This window comes from Micromonospora sp. NPDC049523 (assembly GCF_040676775.1).
In the GTDB taxonomy this organism is placed as follows: Bacteria; Actinomycetota; Actinomycetes; order Mycobacteriales; family Micromonosporaceae; genus Micromonospora_G.
In genome coordinates, this window is sequence record NZ_JBFAPP010000001.1 from 106,171 (window position 1) to 122,457 (window position 16,287).

The following is a 16,287-nucleotide window of genomic DNA, read 5'->3' on the forward strand; positions in this document are numbered from 1 at the left end:
GATTCGGCATTGCCCCGGAAGCCGATCCACTGGCCTATCGGCGGCCCGAACTGGGCATGTTCCGATTCGATCAGAGAGTGTCGATCTTGCCTGATTTGAACAGAGAGGAGGTCATTAACCAAGGTCATACGCAGTTGGGCCGAACGACCGTGAATTGGCCTGACATCTCGGTGTTGAGACTGGTTTGTTACGGGGACAATACCATCGAGAAACTTCTTTACCCGGTGCAGGGCCGGTGGTACGGTCGCCGTAATTCAATTGATCCACAACGGACACAGCCGCGATCCCGCTAGCAAGGAACATCAGCCCATGACCGCCATTGCCGGTACGGATCCGCGCGACTTCCTGAAGGACCTGGCCTCGGGTCGCGCCGGGCAGCTCCTACGTGACGCACTCGATCACAGATGGCCAGCAACGACAGACTCCACGGACCGGTTGTCGACTATACATCGTTACGCTCTGCTGCCGGCGGGAAAACTGATCCGGCCGATAATGATGCTGGAGTCGGCGGGTGCGGTGGGCGGTCGACCGGAGGACATTCTCCCCGCCGCACTCGGCCTGGAATACCTGCACGTCGCGACGCTGGTGCACGACGACATCATCGACGCCGACGAAGTCCGTCGCGGTCGTCCCGCCGTCCCTTCTGTATACGGAATGCCGGACTCGATCGTCGCCGGTGACGCACTCATCTTCACCGCCTTCGAGGCGATCACGGAATGTCGCGCCGCCGGAGTGCCGGACGCCGCGATCGGCACCGCGGTCGCCATCCTGGCCCGGGCCGGCACCGACCTGTGCCGGGGCCAGGTGCTGGAGGCGCAACTGGTCGGCGATCCCGGTGTCGAGGTGGAGACCTACGTGGAGATGGTCCGCCTCAAGACCGGGGCACTGTTCCGGGCGGTCTGCCAGATCGGGGCCACCCTCGCCGGCGCGGACCCGACCCGCTGCGCACAGCTGGCCAGCTACGGTGAACACCTCGGCATCGCCTTCCAGATCCGCGACGACCTGCTGGCGTACACCACCCCGGCGGTCGAGTCCGGCAAGTCGCCGGCAAACGACCTGGCGAACGGCCGGCCCACGTTGCCGGTGCTGCTGGCGTACCGGGCGGGTGACCCGGACCAGCGCCGGAGACTGGTCGAGGCGTTGAGACGACGATCGGCCGACCCGGCCGCGCTGGCGGACTTCCACGAACTGCTGCACGAGACCGGGGCGCTGGAAAGCGCCCCGGAGCACATCACCGATCATCTCGACCGGGCCCGGCTCCAACTGTCCACACTAGAGTCGTCGCCCAGTGTCTCGGTGCTCGCGGGAATCACCCGGTGGGCCACCGCGCGGGAGTGGTGAGGCCGCGATGGTCAGCACGACACACCGCCGCCTGCGCGGCGTACTGCTCGCGCACGTACAGACCTGGCGGCCGTACACCCTCTGGTACGTCGGGCTGCTCGGACTGGCCGGCGCGGGACTGACCGGCGCCCGGCACGACTGGTGGCGGCTGCTCGCCGCCTGGGCCGCACCGACGATCGGCTGGCTCGGCGGGCACTACCTCGGCGACTGGTTCGACCGGCGACTCGACGCGATCGGCAAACCGCACCGGCCGATCCCCTCCGGCCGGCTGCACCCGACCGTCGCACTGGTCTGCGGAATCGCCTGCCTGGCGGCGGTGGGCGCGCTGGCGGTGGCGGGAGGTGCGCGTACCGGGCTGGTCGCGCTGCTCGCCGCGGGCGGCATCGTCGCCTACAGCCGCGGCCTGAAGGCGCGAGGGCTGGCCGGCAACCTGGTCCGGGGCATGCTCGGCGCGCTGGCTCTGCTCTACGGGGGGCTGCTGGCGCCCGGACCGTACCTGTGGGTGCTGGTGCCGTTCATCGTCTCCATCTGGGCGCACGACACCGCGTCCAACCTGGTCGGCACGCTCCGCGACGTGGTCGGTGACCGGGCCGGCGGCTACCGGACCCTGCCGGTGCAACACGGCAACCGGGTCGCGATCAGGACCGCCACCGGCTTCTACCTGCTGACCCTGGCCGCCGCACTCGTCGGCGGCCTGGTCGCGCCCGCCGGCTCGATCCATCCGGGCGGCCGGGTGTTCTACCTCGGCCTACTGGCGGTGGTCGCCGTGGGCGGCCTGGCCGTTTTCCTCACCCTGCACACCCACCGGACCGACCTACCGGTACGCACCGCGCTACGCGCCCACGAACTGCTCGTCCTGGAACGGATCGGGCTGGCCGGCGCATTGGTCGCACTCGGCTTCGGCCTGACCCGCACCGCGGTGCTGCTGCTGCCGATCCTGCTGCTCACCTGGTGGACCCAGGCCAGGATGCGGGTCGGTTACGAACTCGGGCCCGGACCGGTAGGGGCAGCGACGACGACCGCCGATCCGGCAACATCGAGCCCATCGGCCGCCGCCGGTCCGGCCAAAGCCCCGATCGACCTCGTGCCACTACCCCACGTACCGGAACACAGCTGAAGGAAGTCCCCATATGCAGTCGGTCCACATCGACCAGATCACCCGTGCCATCTCCGCCGGAGCCGAGGAGATGTTCCGGCGCCAGCGCCCCGACGGTGCGTTCAGCGACGCACCGCCCGGCTCCGTACTCGGCACCTCGGGGTCCATCGCCGCCCTGCACGCCGCCGACCCGGCCGGCTCGGCCGAACTCGTGGAAACCGGTGCCCAGTGGTTACGCCGGTACCAGCGACCCGACGGCGGCTGGGGCGGGGTGGCCGGCGCCGACACCGAACTGGTGCCCACCATCATCGCCACCGCCACCCTGCACCACGTCGCACCGAAGCAGAGCGAGGAGGCGGTCGCCGCCGGCCGTCGCCGGCTGGCCGAACTCGGCGGGGTCGCCGTCATCGACGACCTGGCGGTGACCGCCATGTGCAAGCAGTTCCTGGCCCTCGCCGGGCTCCCCGAAGCGGGTCAGTTGCGCCGGCTGCCGCTGGAACTGGTCCTGTTCGACAAGGTACGGCGGCAGCGGATGTCGTTCCGTACCGCACCGTTCATCGGGATGGCGCTGCTGCAGACCCGTACCCTGCCGCCGCCCGGTCCGCTGCGCCGGGCCACCCGCCGGCTCGCCCTGCCGACCGCGCTGCGCCTGCTGGAGACGATCCACCGGCACGAGGGACAGACCGGTGTGCTCAGCGAGGACCCGTGGCCCGCCGCGCTGGTCAGCCTCGGTCTGACCCACGCCGGTGAAGCCCCGCACCTGGTCACCGCGATCACCGGCTTCCTGCGCGGTTCGGTCCGGCCGGACGGGTCGTGGGACGCGGTCGCCAACCTCGACCTGACCCGCTCCGGTTTCGCCGCCACCGGGCTGATCGCGGCCGGCTACGGCGACGACCCTCGGCTGGCCGCCACCCGCGAGCTGTTCCACCGCAACCAGCAGGCCGAACCGTTCACCGTGCTGGGGGTGCCGGCCGGCGGCTGGAGCTACTCCGGCCCACGGGGCTGGCCGGTCACCCTGGAGTCGGCCGAGATCCTCTCCGCGCTGGCCCGGCTGCCCGGGCACGACGGCGACCCGGTGCTGCGTACGGGCCTCGACTGGCTGGTCGGCCGACAGGACCAGCGCGGCTCCTGGAGCCTCTGGGTACGCGACACCAAGCTGCCCAACGACGGGCCGTGTCCCGGCATCACCAGCCAGGGCATCATCGCCCTGCGCGACGCCGGTCACGCCCCGGACAGCCCACCGGTGGTGGCCGCCGCCCAGTGGCTGCTGACCCAGCAACGCCCCGACGGCTCCTTCCACAACCTCTGGTACCGCGACTTCACCACCGGCACCGCGATCGTGCTCGACGCGCTGGTCCACGCCGGCCTCGGCGCCGACCCGGTGGCCGTACGGGCCAAGGAGTGGCTGCTCCGAGCCCAACTGGCGAACGGGTCGTGGGGTTCGGGCGGCGCGACCGACGACGGTTCGGTGGAGGAGACCGCCTGGACCCTGCCGGCCCTGCTCGCCGCCGGTGTGCCCGCCGACGACGAGGTGATCCGGCGCGGGATCGGCTGGCTGCTGGGCGCCCAGGAACCGGACGGCATCTGGCGGCCCAGCCGGATCTGCGCCTACATCCGGCACTACATGTACTACCCGAACGGTGCCATCGCCCAGTCGCTGGCGCTGCGGGCGCTGGGCAGCTACCGCGCGGCGGTTGGGGCGGCGGCGCGTTGAGCTACGACGTCGTGGTCTGCGGCGCCGGGGTCGGCGGCCTGGCCAGCGCGCGTGCGCTCGGCGCCCTGGGGCTGTCGGTGCTGGTGCTGGACCGGCAGGCGGCACCGGCCGAGGTGGCCAAGGGTGAACTGCTACAACCGGAGTCGGTCCGCATCCTGCACGACTGGGGTGCGCTGCCGGCGCTGCTCGACGGCGGCGCGGTCCCGGTGAGCCGGCTCGCCATCCGGGACCCGAACGGGCGGATGCTGCTCGGCCTGGACTACGACGCGCTGCCCGGGGCGTACCGGCAGATCCTCTGCACCGGGTACTCCAACGTGCTGCGCGCGCTGGCCGGCACGCTGGACCCGAACGTGGAGGTCCGCCGAGGTGTGCTGGTCGAGGAGGCGCTGCGCGACCCGGCCGGCCGGGTGACCGGGGTACGGGTACTCGACGAAGGCCGTCCGGTGGAGATCGCCGCCCGGTTGGTGGTCGCCGCCGACGGGCTCTCCTCCCGACTGCGCAAGTCGGTCGAACTCGCCGGTGAGCGGCACGACTACGACCACAAGCTGCTCGCCTTCGACCTGCCCGGTGTCGAGGTGGCCCCGGAGGTGAGCGCCTATCGCGGCGAGGAAGGCCTGCGGCTGGTCTATCCGCTGCCCGGCGGCCGGTGCCGGCTCTACGTGCAGATCCGCGCCGACGAGATGCGCGGGCTCGGCGCGGACGCGCTGACCGGCTGGTGTGACCGGGTACTGGCCGGGCTGCCGGCCCTGGCACCGCTCGCCGGGGCGCTGCGGGCGAACCTGCGACACCGGCAGATCCTCGCCGTCTACCGGCTCCGCGCGCCCCGGCTGGCCACGGCCGGACTCGCCCTGGTCGGCGAGGCGGCGCACGCCGTACATCCGATGGCGGCGCAGGGCATGAACAGCTCGCTCGGTGACGCGGAGACCCTGGCCGACCTAATCAGGGCGGCCGGCGGCACCGAGGCCGATGCGGTGGACCGGGCGCTGACCGAGTACCACGGCACCCGGCTGCGCCGGCTGGACCACACCGCGACGGTCAGCCACAACGCGGCCCGGATGCTGACCAGCACCACCGGGGTGGCGCGACTGCTGGGCGGGCGGATGATGCGGCACACCGCGGCCAACCCACGCCTGCTCCGACTGACCACCGGCAATCTCGCCGGGGTCGACCTGCACCGGTTGACCCCGGTCGACCGGCTCTACCAACTCGGGCTGCTCAGCGACCGGCGCGCGTACGCCGGCACGGTGCGGCCCACGGCGAACGGCGGTACGACACCATGACCAGCACAGTGGACTCGAGCCGGGCCGGGCAGGCCACCGACGCGACGGGCGGGGTCGCCCCGACCGGACCGGCGCCGGAGGACCTCGCGATGAACGAGACGCCCTACCCGCCGCTGCCCAGCGTGCTGCGCCTGGTGCAGGAGGGGGCGCACCGGCTCAACCGGTACCCGGAGCACACCGCCGGCACCCTGGTCGCGGCGCTCGCCCGACGGTTGGACGTACCGCCGGCAGAGGTGCTGGTGGGGCCGGGCTCGGCCGGGCTGAGCCAGCACATCGTCGCCTCGCTCGGGCGCGACCGTACCGAGGTGGTGTACCCGGCGCTCTCCTTCGAGGGCTACCCGCTCATCGTCGCCAACGCCGGCTGCCGGCCGGTGCCGGTGCCGCTCGACGGCTACCGGCACGACCTGCCGGCGATGGCCGCGGCGGTGACCGACCGGACCCGGTGCGTGCTGATCTGCAACCCGAACAACCCGACCGGGGCGGTGCTGGGACGCGCCGAACTCGAGGACTTCCTCGACCGGATCCCGCCCGAGGTGGTGGTGATCATCGACGAGGCGTACCGGGAGTTCGTCACCGATCCCGACGTACCCGATGCCCTCGATCTTTACCGGGAGCACCAGAACGTCTGCGTGTTGCGTACCTTCTCCAAGGCGTACGGCCTGGCCACCCTGCGGGTGGGCTACGCGGTGGCGGCCCCGGCGATCGCGGCGGCGGCACGGATGGTCGGGTTGGTCTTCTACCCCGGCGGCCTCGGGCAGGCGGCGGCGCTGGCGTCGCTGGACGAGAGCGCGGGCGTGGAACTGGCCAAGCGGCGCGACGACCTGATCGCGGCCCGCACCGCACTGCGCGACGAACTGCTGGCCGCTGGGCTGCCGGTCGCGCCGAGCGAGGCGAACTTCCTCTGGCTGCCGCTGGGTCCGGCCGCGGCCGACTTCGCCGCCCGGTGCCGGCAGGCCGGCATCCTGGTACGCCCCTACCCCGACCAGGGCGTACGGATCACCGTCGGCTCGGCGGAGGCGAACGAACGACTGCTCGCGGTGGCCCGCACCTTCGCCCCGGAGGTGTCCGGTGAGTGACCGACGAACCGGGGCCACCCCGGTGGTGAGCGTGGTGGTGCCGGTGCTCAACCACGGGCACCTGCTCGACATCACCCTCGACGGGCTCACCCGGCAGAGCCTGCCCGTCGACCGGTTCGAGGTGATCGTCGTCGACGACGGTTCGACCCCCTCGCTGGAGGCGCTGGTCACGCCGTACGCGGACCGCCTGGACCTGACCTTCGTCCGGCACGAACAGAACCGGGGCCGGTCGGTCGCCCGTAACCGGGGCCTGCACGAGGCGCGCGGTGAGGTGGTGGTGTTCGTCGACGCCGACCACTGCCCACACCCCGACCTGCTCCGCCGGCACCTGGAGTTCCACACCGGACGCGACCACCGCCCGGGTGTCCTGCTCGGCCGCAGTGTCGCGGTCGACTGGGCCGCGATCGGGGCGCTGCGGGCGGGGCGCACCCCGGACGAGGCGATGATCGGCGACTACCGGGAGGACGTCCGGGACTACCTGTTCGCGGCCGAGAACCACCGCCGGGACTTCCCCCGCGCCCCCTGGCTGTACGGGCACACCAACAACGCCTCGGTGGACCGGGCCACCCTGGAGGCGATCGGCGGCTTCGACGAGACCCTGGTGACCTGGGGCGGCGAGGACAACGACCTGTTCTACCGGATCTTCCACCAGTACGGCCGGTCCCGGGACACCTTCGAGTTCGGTGCGGACGCGCTCTGTTACGCGGTGCCGCACTTCCGGGCCTGGCCGGTGCTGATGGCGCAGCTCGCCGAGAACTACCGGTACCTCGCCACCAAGCACCCCCGGTACGACATGGAGCTGCTCGGCTACCCGGGCAACTGGGCCACCCTGGTGCGGCGGATCGCCTGGTTCGAGGATGCCCTGGAGGTCTGCCGCGCACACGGCCTCGGCCAGGTCGGCGAGTTGCCGCCGGCACTGCTGGAGCGGCTCGACGGCGGCAACAGCCTGCTGGTCGGCTTCGGCGCGAGCAAGCCGCGACTCGGTCCGGACGCGGTCACCTTCGACTACGACGCCCCGCTGGGCGAGCGGAATCCGCACCTGATGGGCCTGCTGACCCCGTACGCCGACCGCCGGTTCGACCGGGTGGTGAACGTCGACGTGTGGCGCTTCTTCAACCCGGAGGACCTCGGCGGTTACCTGTTGGAGTCGCTGCGGGTGGCGGGGCGGGTGGAACTGGTCCGCACCGAGGACCGGCTGCGGGCCGCCGACCTGCTCCCGCTGCCCTTCGTCGACGAGCTGGACTTCCTCCGGACCACGGTCGAGCCGTACTTCCCGGTGGAGATCAGCACGGTCGACGGGGTGACCATACTCGCCATCGGCGGGGCCTGATGGTCACCGTACGGCGCCGGTAGGCGGCACCGGTGCGGGTGCTGATGACAACCTGGGGCTGGCGGTCGCACTTCTTTCCGCTGGTCCCGCTCGGCTGGGCGTTGCAGGCCGCCGGTCACGAGGTGCGGGTCGCCAGCCGGCCCGGGCTCGTCGACGCGATCACCTCGGCCGGGCTGACCGCCGTACCGGTCGGTGTGGACCTCGATTTCGCGGCGGTGTTCAGCGGGCAGATCGGCCGGGTGGCGGCACGGTCCGCCGGCTCCGCCCCGGCCGGCGACGGGATGAAGCCGGAGATCACCCCGGACGGCGGTGTGGTCCGGTACGCCGACGCGATGCTGGACGACCTGGTGGCCTTCGGTCGGGTGTTCCAGCCGGACCTGGTGCTGTACGAGCCGTTCAACCTGGCCGGTGCGATCGCCGCGGCGGCGCTCGGCGTACCGGGGGTGCGGCACCTGTGGGGGCCGGACTCCGGCAGTGAACTCGACCTCGACCCGGACACGGTGATCGGGCCGTTGGCCGCCCGGCTCGGCGTCGACGTCGACCGGGTCGACCTCGACGGCGCGCTGACCGTCGACCCGTGTCCGGCGCCGATGCAGGTGCCACTGGCGGTGACCAGCCAGCCGTCCCGGTTCGTGCCCTACAACGGGGTGTCGAGGGTGCCGGACTGGTTGTGGGCGACCGACGCGACGGTGGGACGCGGCCGGGACCGGGTCTGTGTCACCTGGGGAACGATGATGGCCGGCGCCGAGCTGACCGGGTTCTTCGGCGCGGCACAGGTGGTGGAGGCGATCGCCGCGCTGGACGTGGAGGTGGTGGTCGCGGTCGACGCCAGCCAGCACGACCGGCTCGGCGAGCTGCCGCGCAACGTACGGCTGGCCGCCGCACCGCTGGCCCTGCACCTGGTCCTGCCGACCTGCCGGGCGCTGGTGCACCAGGGAGGCGCCGGAACCACCATGACCGCGGCGGCTGCCGGCGTACCCCAACTGGTGCTGCCCCAGGTCAGCGACCAGCACTTCAACGCCGGCCGGCTGGCCGTCACCGGAGCCGGCGACTATCTCACCGACGCTTCGGTGAGCGGCCCGGAGATCCGCGACCGGGTGGCCGACCTGCTGCGGGCCGAGCACTGGGCCGAGGCGGCGGGACGGTTGCGCGACCGGATCGAGTCCCGGCCCACCCCGGCCGACCTGGTCCCGGTGCTGCAACGACTCGCCGCGCAGTGGCAACCGACCAGGCAGGTGGCAAGCGCGCCGCCGTGAACCGTCGGCGGCAGACCCTCGTACCCGCACCGTATCCGCAGCTCAACCCCAGGGCAGGTTACCGATGACCGACCAGCAGACGCCGATTCCTTACCCGTTCGCGGCACCGCCGACGATCTTCCACCCGTCCCCGCAGCTCGCCGAGCTGCGCGATCACCAGCCGGTGGTGCCGGTGACCATGCCCGACGGTAGCCCGGCCTGGCTGGTGAGCCGGTACGCCGACGTCCGCCGGGTGCTCACCGACGCCCGGTTCAGCCGCGCCGCCGCCGTCGGGCCGGGCGGGCCGCCGAAGGAACTCGGCGTGCTGGAAACCGAGTCGCTGATCGGGATGGACCCGCCGGACCACACCCGGATGCGCCGGCTCGTCGCCCGCGCCTTCACCCCGCGTCGGGTCGAGCAACTGCGCCCGTGGGTGGCGAAACTCGTCGACGAACTGCTCGACACGGTCGAGGCGCAACCCCGTCCGGTCGACCTGGCCAAGCATTTCTCCACCCCGTTCCCGATCGCGGTGATCAGCGAGTTGCTCGGCGTACCGGAGCACCTGCGGTATCTCTGCAAGACCTGGTCGGACACGATGATGGGCGACTGGAGCCGGGATCCGGAGGGCACCCAGGCGGCGTTCGACAGCTTCGCCGACATGATCGACGCCAAGCGCGCCGAACCCGGCGACGACCTGATCACCGCCCTGATCAGCGCCAGTGACGACGAGGACAAGCTCACCGAGCGGGAGCTCGTCTCGGTCTGCGTCGGTGTGCTCATCGGTGGCCACGAAACCACCACCAACCAGATCAACATGTTCCTGCTGACGCTGCTGCACCATCCGGAGGAGTTCGCCCGGCTCCGCGCCGACCTGGACGGGATCCCGCAGGCGGTCGAGGAACTGACCCGCTTCATCCAGCTCGGTGAAACCGGCGTGATGCTGCCCCGGGTCACCACCGAGGAGGTCGAACTGAGCGGGGTGGTCCTGCCGGCCGGTTCGGCGGTGCTGCCCGCGTTCGTCGCGGCGAACCGGGACCCGGCCGCGTTCGCCGACGCGGACCAGCTCCGGCTGTCCCGGCCGGAGAACCCGCACCTGGGCTTCGGCGCCGGCATCCACCACTGTCTCGGCGCACAGCTCGCCCGGATGGAGTTGCAGGAGGCGCTGGGCGGGCTGCTGCGCCGGCTGCCGAACCTGCGGATCGCGGTGCCGACCGACGAGCTGCGGTTCCGTCAGGGCATGGCCGTACGCACCCTGGAAACCCTGCCGATCACCTGGTAGCGAGGCTGGGCCCCTTGTCGTTCACAAGGGGCCCAGCCCTGCTACTCGGAGCCGTCGTCTTCGAGGTCGCCCTCGGTCTGGACGTACAGCTCGCGCAGGGCGTCGAGGGTGGCCTGCTCGGGGTGCTCCCAGAGGTGCCGGTCGGCCGCTTCGAGCAACCGTTCGGTGATGCCGTGCAGCGCCCACGGGTTGGACTCGGTGAGGAACTTCTGGTTCTCCTGGTCGAGCACGTACGTCTCGGCCAGTTTCTCGTACATCCAGTCGGCGACCACACCGGCGGTGGCGTCGTACCCGAAGAGGTAGTCGACGGTCGCGGCCAACTCGAACGCGCCCTTGTAGCCGTGCCGGCGCATCGCCGCAAGCCAGCGCGGGTTGACCACCCGGGCGCGGAAGATCCGGGCGGTCTCCTCGCTCAACGTACGGGTACGCACCGCGTCCGGCCGGGTGCTGTCCCCGATGTACGCCGCCGGTGCCTTGCCGGTGAGCGCCCGTACCGTGGCGATCATGCCGCCGTGGTACTGGAAGTAGTCGTCGGAGTCGGCGATGTCGTGCTCACGGGTGTCGGTGTTCTTCACCGCCACCGCGATCCGCCGGTACGCCGTCTCCATGTCCCCGCGCGCGGGCACCCCGTCCACGCCCCGGCCGTAGGCGTAACCGCCCCAGACCGCGTACACCTCGGCGAGGTCCGCGTCGTCGCGCCAGTTCCGGCTGTCGATCAGCGGGAGCAGTCCGGCCCCGTACGCGCCCGGTTTGGAGCCGAAGATGCGCATGGTCGAGCGCCGCTCGTCGCCGTGCTCGGCCTGGTCGGCGAGCGCGTGTGCGCGTACGTAGTTCGACTCGGCCGGCTCGTCGAGTCCGGCGACGAGGCGTACCGCGTCGTCGAGCAGGGCCACCACGTGCGGGAACGCGTCCCGGAAGAAGCCGCTGATCCGCATCGTGACGTCGATGCGGGGCCGGCCCAGTTCGGCCGGGTCGATCGGTTCCAGGCCGGTGACCCGACGCGACGCCTCGTCCCAGCGTGGCCGTACGCCGAGCAGCGCGAGTACCTCGGCGATGTCGTCACCGGCGGTACGCATGGCGCTGGTGCCCCACATGGACAGTCCGACCGAGCGCGGCCACTCCCCGTTGTCGGCCTTGTAGCGGGCCAGCAGCGAGTCCGCCATCGCCTGCCCGGCTTCCCAGGCCAGCCGGCTCGGCACCGCCTTCGGGTCGACGGAGTAGAAGTTGCGGCCGGTGGGCAGCACGTTGACCAGGCCGCGCAGTGGCGATCCGCTCGGGCCGGCGGCCACGTAGCCGCCGTCGAGGGCGTGCAGCACCGAGGTCATCTCGTCGCTGGTCCGGTCCAGCCGGGGCACGATCTCGCCTGCCGCGAACTCCAGCACCCGGACCACCGGTTCGTGGTCGGCCACGGCGTCGCCGAGCACCCGTTCGCACACCTCGGTGCCGACGCCGGGTGTCCAGTCCCGTTCCTCCATCGCCAGCACCAACGCGCGGGCGGTTTCCTCGATCCGGTCGACCTCGACCCGGCCGGCGGTGCCGTCCTCGGTCAGGCCGAGCGCCTCGCGCAGGCCGGGCAGGGCGGCGACCTGACCGGCCCACATCTGCCGGGCGCGGAGCATCGCCAGCACCAGGTCGACCCGGTTCTGCCCGCTCGGCGCCACCCCGAGTACGTGCAGCCCGTCGCGGATCTGGACGTCCTTGACCTCGCAGAGCCAGCCGTCGACGTGCAGGATGAACTCGTCGAACTCGGCGTCGTGCGGCCGGTCGGACAGGCCGAGGTCGTGGTCGAGCTTGGCGGCCTGGATCAGGGTCCAGATCTGGGCCCGGATCGCCGGCAGCTTCGCCGGGTCCAGCGCGGCGATGTTCGCGTGTTCGTCGAGGAGCTGTTCCAGCCGGGCGATGTCGCCGTAGCTGTCGGCGCGGGCCATCGGCGGGATCAGGTGGTCGACCAGGGTGGCGTGCGCCCGCCGCTTGGCCTGGGTCCCCTCGCCGGGGTCGTTGACCAGGAACGGGTAGATCAGCGGCAGGTCACCGAGGGCGGCGTCGGACCCGCAGGCGGCGGACATGCCGAGCGTCTTGCCGGGCAGCCACTCCAGGTTGCCGTGCTTGCCGACGTGCACCATCGCGTGCGCGCCGAACTCGTCGGCCAGCCACCGGTACGCGGCCAGGTAGTGGTGGCTCGGCGGCAGGTCCGGGTCGTGGTAGATGGCGACCGGGTTCTCGCCGAAACCACGCGGCGGTTGGACCATGACCACGGTGTTCCCGGAACGCAGCGCGGCGAGCACGATCTCGCCATCGGGGTCGCGGGAGGTGTCGACAAACAGTTCACCGGGCGGCGGCCCCCAGTGCCGTTCCATGCCCTCGCGCAGCTCGGACGGGAGGGTGTCGTACCAGGCCCGGTAGCGGCTGGCCGGGATCCGGATCGGGTTGGCTTCGAGCTGCTGCTCGGTGAGCCAGTTGAGGTCCTGGCCACCGGCGGCGATCAGCGCGTGCACCAGGGCGTCGCCGTCACCGGCGGTCACTCCGGGGAAGGCGTCGGGGCCGTCGGCCGGACCGATGTCGTACCCCTGGTCGCGCATGGCGGTGAGCAGCCGGACGACGCTGGCCGGGGTGTCGAGGCCGACCGCGTTGCCGATCCGGGCGTGCTTGGTCGGGTACGCCGACAGCATCAGCACGATCCGGCGCTGCGCGGGCGGGATGTGGCGCAGCGAGCCGTGCCGTACCGCGATGCCGGCGACCCGGGCGGATCGCTCCGGGTCGGCCACGTAGACGGTCAGCCCGTCGGAGTCGATCTCCTTGAACGAGAACGGCACGGTGATGATCCGGCCGTCGAACTCGGGGATGGCGACCTGGGTGGCGGTGTCCAGCGGGGAGAGGCCGTCGTCGTTGTCCGCCCAGACCGCACGGCTGCTGGTCAGGCAGAGCCCCTGCAGGATCGGCACGTCGAGGGCGGCGAGCGCGCCGACGTCCCAGGCCTCGTCGTCGCCGCCGGCACCGGCCTCGGCGGGTCGGCTGCCACCGGCGGCGAGCACGGTCACGACCAGCGCGTCCGCCTCACCGAGGGTTTCCAGCAGGGCGGCCTGCGGGCTGCGCAGCGACGCGCAGTAGACCGGCAGCGGGCGACCTCCGGCGTCCTCGATCGCGGTGCAGAGCGTCTCGACGAAGGCGGTGTTGCCGGCCACGTGGTGGGCCCGGTAGTAGAGGACCCCGATCACCGGCCCGTCGCTGTTGCGGGCCGTACGCTCCAGCCGTCCCCATTCGGGGGTCGGCACCGGTGGGGCGAAGCCGTACCCGGTGAGCAGGATCGTGTCGGAGAGGAACCGGTGCAGCTCGGTGAGGTTGGCCGGGCCGCCGTGCGCGAGGTAGGCGTGGGCCTCCGCGGCCACCCCGGCGGGCACGGTCGAGCGGCGCATCAGCTCCGCGTCCGGTGCCTGCTCACCACCGAGGAGTACGACCGGCAGCGCACCCGCCAGCAGCGCGTCCAGCCCCTCCTCCCAGGCCCGGTAGCCGCCGAGGATGCGTACGACCACGAGGTCGACGCCGTCGAGCAGGGCGGGCAGGTCCTCGACCGAGGTGCGGGCCGGGTTGGCCAGCCGGAAGTCGGCGCCACTGGCCCTGCCGGAGAGCAGGTCGGTGTCCGAGGTGGAGAGGAGCAGGATCATCGGGCACCGCGCAGGGCGTGGCGTGACATGGTGGTTCCTCCCTCGGGGTCCGCGCCCCGGGTTCGTCGGTTGCGGCTCGGGGCGGGCCCGGACGGGTACGCTCCATGCCGCGCGGTGACCCGGAGTCTCCTGGCTCCCGGATCGTCGCTCGCCCCGGTCTTCCCGCCCGTGTGGGCCGTGACCGTGTCGGGGTCCGCTCCCCGGTAACAGTGGCGGGACCGCGCCGGGATCACACCGGCTTCCTCCACCTGTCGCCGCGTTCAGCGGTTCTCACTCTCACGAGTCGGACCCCCGTTCGTCAAGCGGCCCCCGGTAGGGGTGCCGCTCCGCCGGGGTGGGCCCACCCAGGCCGTAGTATCCGCCGGGTGTGGTCACCACGAGGGCGGTCGGCACCGGACGCCTGTCCGGGGACGCTGCGCGTACATGCCGCTGCCGACGGCAACCTGGCCCGGGTGCGGGTGCCCGGTGGGCGGCTGCACGCCGACCAGTTGGCCGCGCTGGCCGCCGCCACGGACGAACTCGGTGACGGTGGTCTGGAGCTGACCTCGCGCGGGAACGTACAGCTTCGTGGCCTGCGGGCGGGTGCCGAGCGGGAACTGGCCGCCCGGTTGTACGAGGCGGGGCTGCTGCCGTCGGAGACCCACGAACGCGTACGCAACGTCATCGCCTCCGTACTCAGTGGTCGGGTCGGTGGGGGTTTGCTCGACGTCCGGCCGCTGGTCGACGCGCTGGACGAGGGGCTCTGCGCAGATCCGGCGCTGGCCGGGTTGCCCGGTCGGTTCCTGTTCACCGTCGACGACGGTCGGGGCGACGTGACCGGCTTCGGGGCGGACGTGGGGCTGCTCGCCGTGCCGGGAGGTCCGGTGGCGGTGCTGCTGGCCGGCACCGACACGGGAGTACGGGTCAGCCCGCGGGAGGCCGCCTCGACCGCCCTGCTCGCCGCGCGCTTGTTCCTCGCCGAGTCCACCGCGCAGCACAGCACCGCCTGGCGGCTGGCCGAACTCGACGACGGCGTACGGAGGGTCACCGCCCGCCTGGTTGCGGCGCTCGACCCGACGCTCCTGGTGCCGCCCGGCGACCTGACGATCCCCGAGGTGCCGACGCGAGCACCGGTCGGGGCGGTGTCCCAGCTCGACGGGCGGGTGGCGCTGGCGCTGGTGGTGCCGCTCGGCCGGCTCACCAAAGCGCAGCTCGACGCACTCGGGGCAGCCGCGAGCGCGGGCAGCGACGAGATCAACATCACTCCGTGGCGCACCGTCGTGGTACCCGATCTGAGCACCCGCGAGGCTGAGCGCCGGCTGGCGACGCTTGCGGCCGAGGGTCTGGTGGCGGATGCCGCCGCCGGTTGGGTCGGGGTGACCGGCTGCGCCGGGCGTCCCGGCTGCGCGAAGGCGCTCGCGAACGTACGGACCGACGCCACCCGGGTGCACGCCTCGGCGGTGCCGGGCGCTGGCGACCTGCCGGTGCACTGGGTCGGTTGTGAGCGGCGCTGCGGCCGGCCGGCGGACCGGCATGTCGAGGTGCTGGCCACCGTCGAGGGTTACCAGGTCAGCCTGGACGGTCGACCGCACCCGCGGTCGGCGACGCTGGACGAAACCGCTGCCGCGATCGCGGCGGCACGGAGGGGTAAGTGATCGACTACGTCCGCGACGGTGCGGAGATCTACCGCCGGTCGTTCGCCACGATCCGCGCCGAGGCGGACCTGTCGGGCCTGCCCGACGACGTCGCCGCGGTGACCGTACGCATGATCCACGCCTGCGGCATGGTCGACCTGCCGGCGGACGTCGACCACTCCCCCGGCGTGGTGTCGGCGGCGCGGGCGGCGCTGCGCGCCGGGGCGCCGATCCTCTGTGACGCCGAGATGGTCGCCTCCGGGGTGACCCGGACCCGGCTGCCCGCCGACAACGAGGTGATCTGCACCCTGCGCGACCCACGGGTGCCCGCGCTCGCCGCCGAACTCGGCACCACCCGCAGCGCCGCCGCGCTGGAGTTGTGGGGCGACCGGCTCGACGGCGCGGTGGTAGCCGTCGGCAACGCCCCGACCGCGCTGTTCCGCCTGCTCGAAATGGTCGACGCGGGTGCGGGGCGGCCGGCGGCGGTGCTCGGCATCCCGGTCGGCTTCATCGGCGCGGCCGAGTCCAAGCGGGCGCTCGCCGACCATGCCGGCGGACTGGAATACCTGGTCGTGCACGGGCGGCGCGGTGGCAGCGCGATGACCGCGGCGGCGATCAACGCCATCGCCAGCGAGAAAGAGTGACCAGCGTGGACGGCGGC

At 72.3% G+C, this 16,287-nt stretch carries 11 protein-coding genes and 1 riboswitch; of the genes, 10 read left to right on the top strand and 1 reads right to left on the bottom strand.

Annotated elements, in window-relative coordinates; translation table 11 throughout:
• Nucleotides 1–309: 309 nt before the first annotated feature.
• The 8 genes from AB0J90_RS00510 to AB0J90_RS00545 all read left to right on the top strand — a co-directional run bounded on the left by AB0J90_RS00510 (nt 310) and on the right by AB0J90_RS00545 (nt 10,351).
• Nucleotides 310–1,341 carry a polyprenyl synthetase family protein gene (locus AB0J90_RS00510; protein WP_363590716.1) on the top strand — a complete coding sequence of 344 codons (1,032 nt, stop codon included), beginning with the start codon at nt 310–312 and terminating at the stop codon, nt 1,339–1,341.
• 7 nt (nt 1,342–1,348) lie between these two features.
• On the top strand, nt 1,349–2,458 hold the full coding sequence (locus AB0J90_RS00515; RefSeq protein ID WP_363590717.1) for a UbiA family prenyltransferase: 1,110 nt from the start codon (nt 1,349–1,351) through the stop codon (nt 2,456–2,458).
• A 13-nt stretch (nt 2,459–2,471) separates the two neighbouring features.
• A complete protein-coding gene (locus AB0J90_RS00520) occupies nt 2,472–4,151 on the top strand; it encodes a prenyltransferase/squalene oxidase repeat-containing protein (RefSeq protein ID WP_363590718.1) in 1,680 nt (559 codons plus the stop codon).
• Nucleotides 4,148–5,431 carry an NAD(P)/FAD-dependent oxidoreductase gene (locus tag AB0J90_RS00525; protein WP_363590719.1) on the top strand — a complete coding sequence of 428 codons (1,284 nt, stop codon included), beginning with the start codon at nt 4,148–4,150 and terminating at the stop codon, nt 5,429–5,431. The genes AB0J90_RS00520 and AB0J90_RS00525 overlap by 4 nt, the downstream gene beginning before the upstream one ends.
• Complete coding sequence (locus AB0J90_RS00530) at nt 5,428–6,507, top strand: histidinol-phosphate transaminase (RefSeq protein ID WP_363590720.1); 1,080 nt, start codon at nt 5,428–5,430, stop codon at nt 6,505–6,507. Before AB0J90_RS00525 ends, AB0J90_RS00530 begins: the two co-directional genes overlap by 4 nt.
• A complete protein-coding gene (locus AB0J90_RS00535) occupies nt 6,500–7,837 on the top strand; it encodes a glycosyltransferase family 2 protein (protein ID WP_363590721.1) in 1,338 nt (445 codons plus the stop codon). Before AB0J90_RS00530 ends, AB0J90_RS00535 begins: the two co-directional genes overlap by 8 nt.
• A gap of 44 nt (nt 7,838–7,881) precedes the next feature.
• Nucleotides 7,882–9,093 (top strand): nucleotide disphospho-sugar-binding domain-containing protein, encoded by a 1,212-nt coding sequence (locus AB0J90_RS00540; protein WP_363590722.1) that lies wholly within the window; start codon nt 7,882–7,884, stop codon nt 9,091–9,093.
• A gap of 64 nt (nt 9,094–9,157) precedes the next feature.
• Nucleotides 9,158–10,351: a cytochrome P450 gene (locus AB0J90_RS00545; protein ID WP_363590723.1), complete on the top strand. Its 1,194-nt coding sequence runs from the start codon at nt 9,158–9,160 to the stop codon at nt 10,349–10,351.
• Between the two features lie 41 nt (nt 10,352–10,392).
• Here AB0J90_RS00545 and cobN read toward each other — a convergent pair whose 3' ends face one another.
• The gene (gene cobN, locus AB0J90_RS00550; protein ID WP_363590724.1) at nt 10,393–14,013 is read right to left on the bottom strand and encodes a cobaltochelatase subunit CobN; all 3,621 of its coding nucleotides are present in this window, start codon (nt 14,011–14,013) and stop codon (nt 10,393–10,395) included.
• A gap of 122 nt (nt 14,014–14,135) precedes the next feature.
• Nucleotides 14,136–14,258: riboswitch (cobalamin riboswitch) on the bottom strand.
• A gap of 120 nt (nt 14,259–14,378) precedes the next feature.
• Between cobN and cobG the strand changes: the two genes are divergently transcribed.
• Complete coding sequence (cobG, locus tag AB0J90_RS00555; protein ID WP_363590725.1) at nt 14,379–15,647, top strand: precorrin-3B synthase; 1,269 nt, start codon at nt 14,379–14,381, stop codon at nt 15,645–15,647.
• Nucleotides 15,644–16,270 carry a precorrin-8X methylmutase gene (locus tag AB0J90_RS00560; protein ID WP_363590726.1) on the top strand — a complete coding sequence of 209 codons (627 nt, stop codon included), beginning with the start codon at nt 15,644–15,646 and terminating at the stop codon, nt 16,268–16,270. Before cobG ends, AB0J90_RS00560 begins: the two co-directional genes overlap by 4 nt.
• The last annotated feature ends 17 nt before the right edge of the window (nt 16,271–16,287 follow it).

Excerpts from the sequence above, each read along its gene's own strand:
- AB0J90_RS00515 (WP_363590717.1), top strand. The coding sequence starts at position 1,349 with ATGGTCAGCACGACACACCGCCGCCTGCGCGGCGTACTGCTCGCGCAC.
- cobN (WP_363590724.1), bottom strand. The coding sequence starts at position 14,013 with ATGATCCTGCTCCTCTCCACCTCGGACACCGACCTGCTCTCCGGCAGG.
- AB0J90_RS00545 (WP_363590723.1), top strand. The coding sequence starts at position 9,158 with ATGACCGACCAGCAGACGCCGATTCCTTACCCGTTCGCGGCACCGCCG.
- AB0J90_RS00520 (WP_363590718.1), top strand. The coding sequence starts at position 2,472 with ATGCAGTCGGTCCACATCGACCAGATCACCCGTGCCATCTCCGCCGGA.
- AB0J90_RS00510 (WP_363590716.1), top strand. The coding sequence starts at position 310 with ATGACCGCCATTGCCGGTACGGATCCGCGCGACTTCCTGAAGGACCTG.
- AB0J90_RS00540 (WP_363590722.1), top strand. The coding sequence starts at position 7,882 with ATGACAACCTGGGGCTGGCGGTCGCACTTCTTTCCGCTGGTCCCGCTC.
- AB0J90_RS00530 (WP_363590720.1), top strand. The coding sequence starts at position 5,428 with ATGACCAGCACAGTGGACTCGAGCCGGGCCGGGCAGGCCACCGACGCG.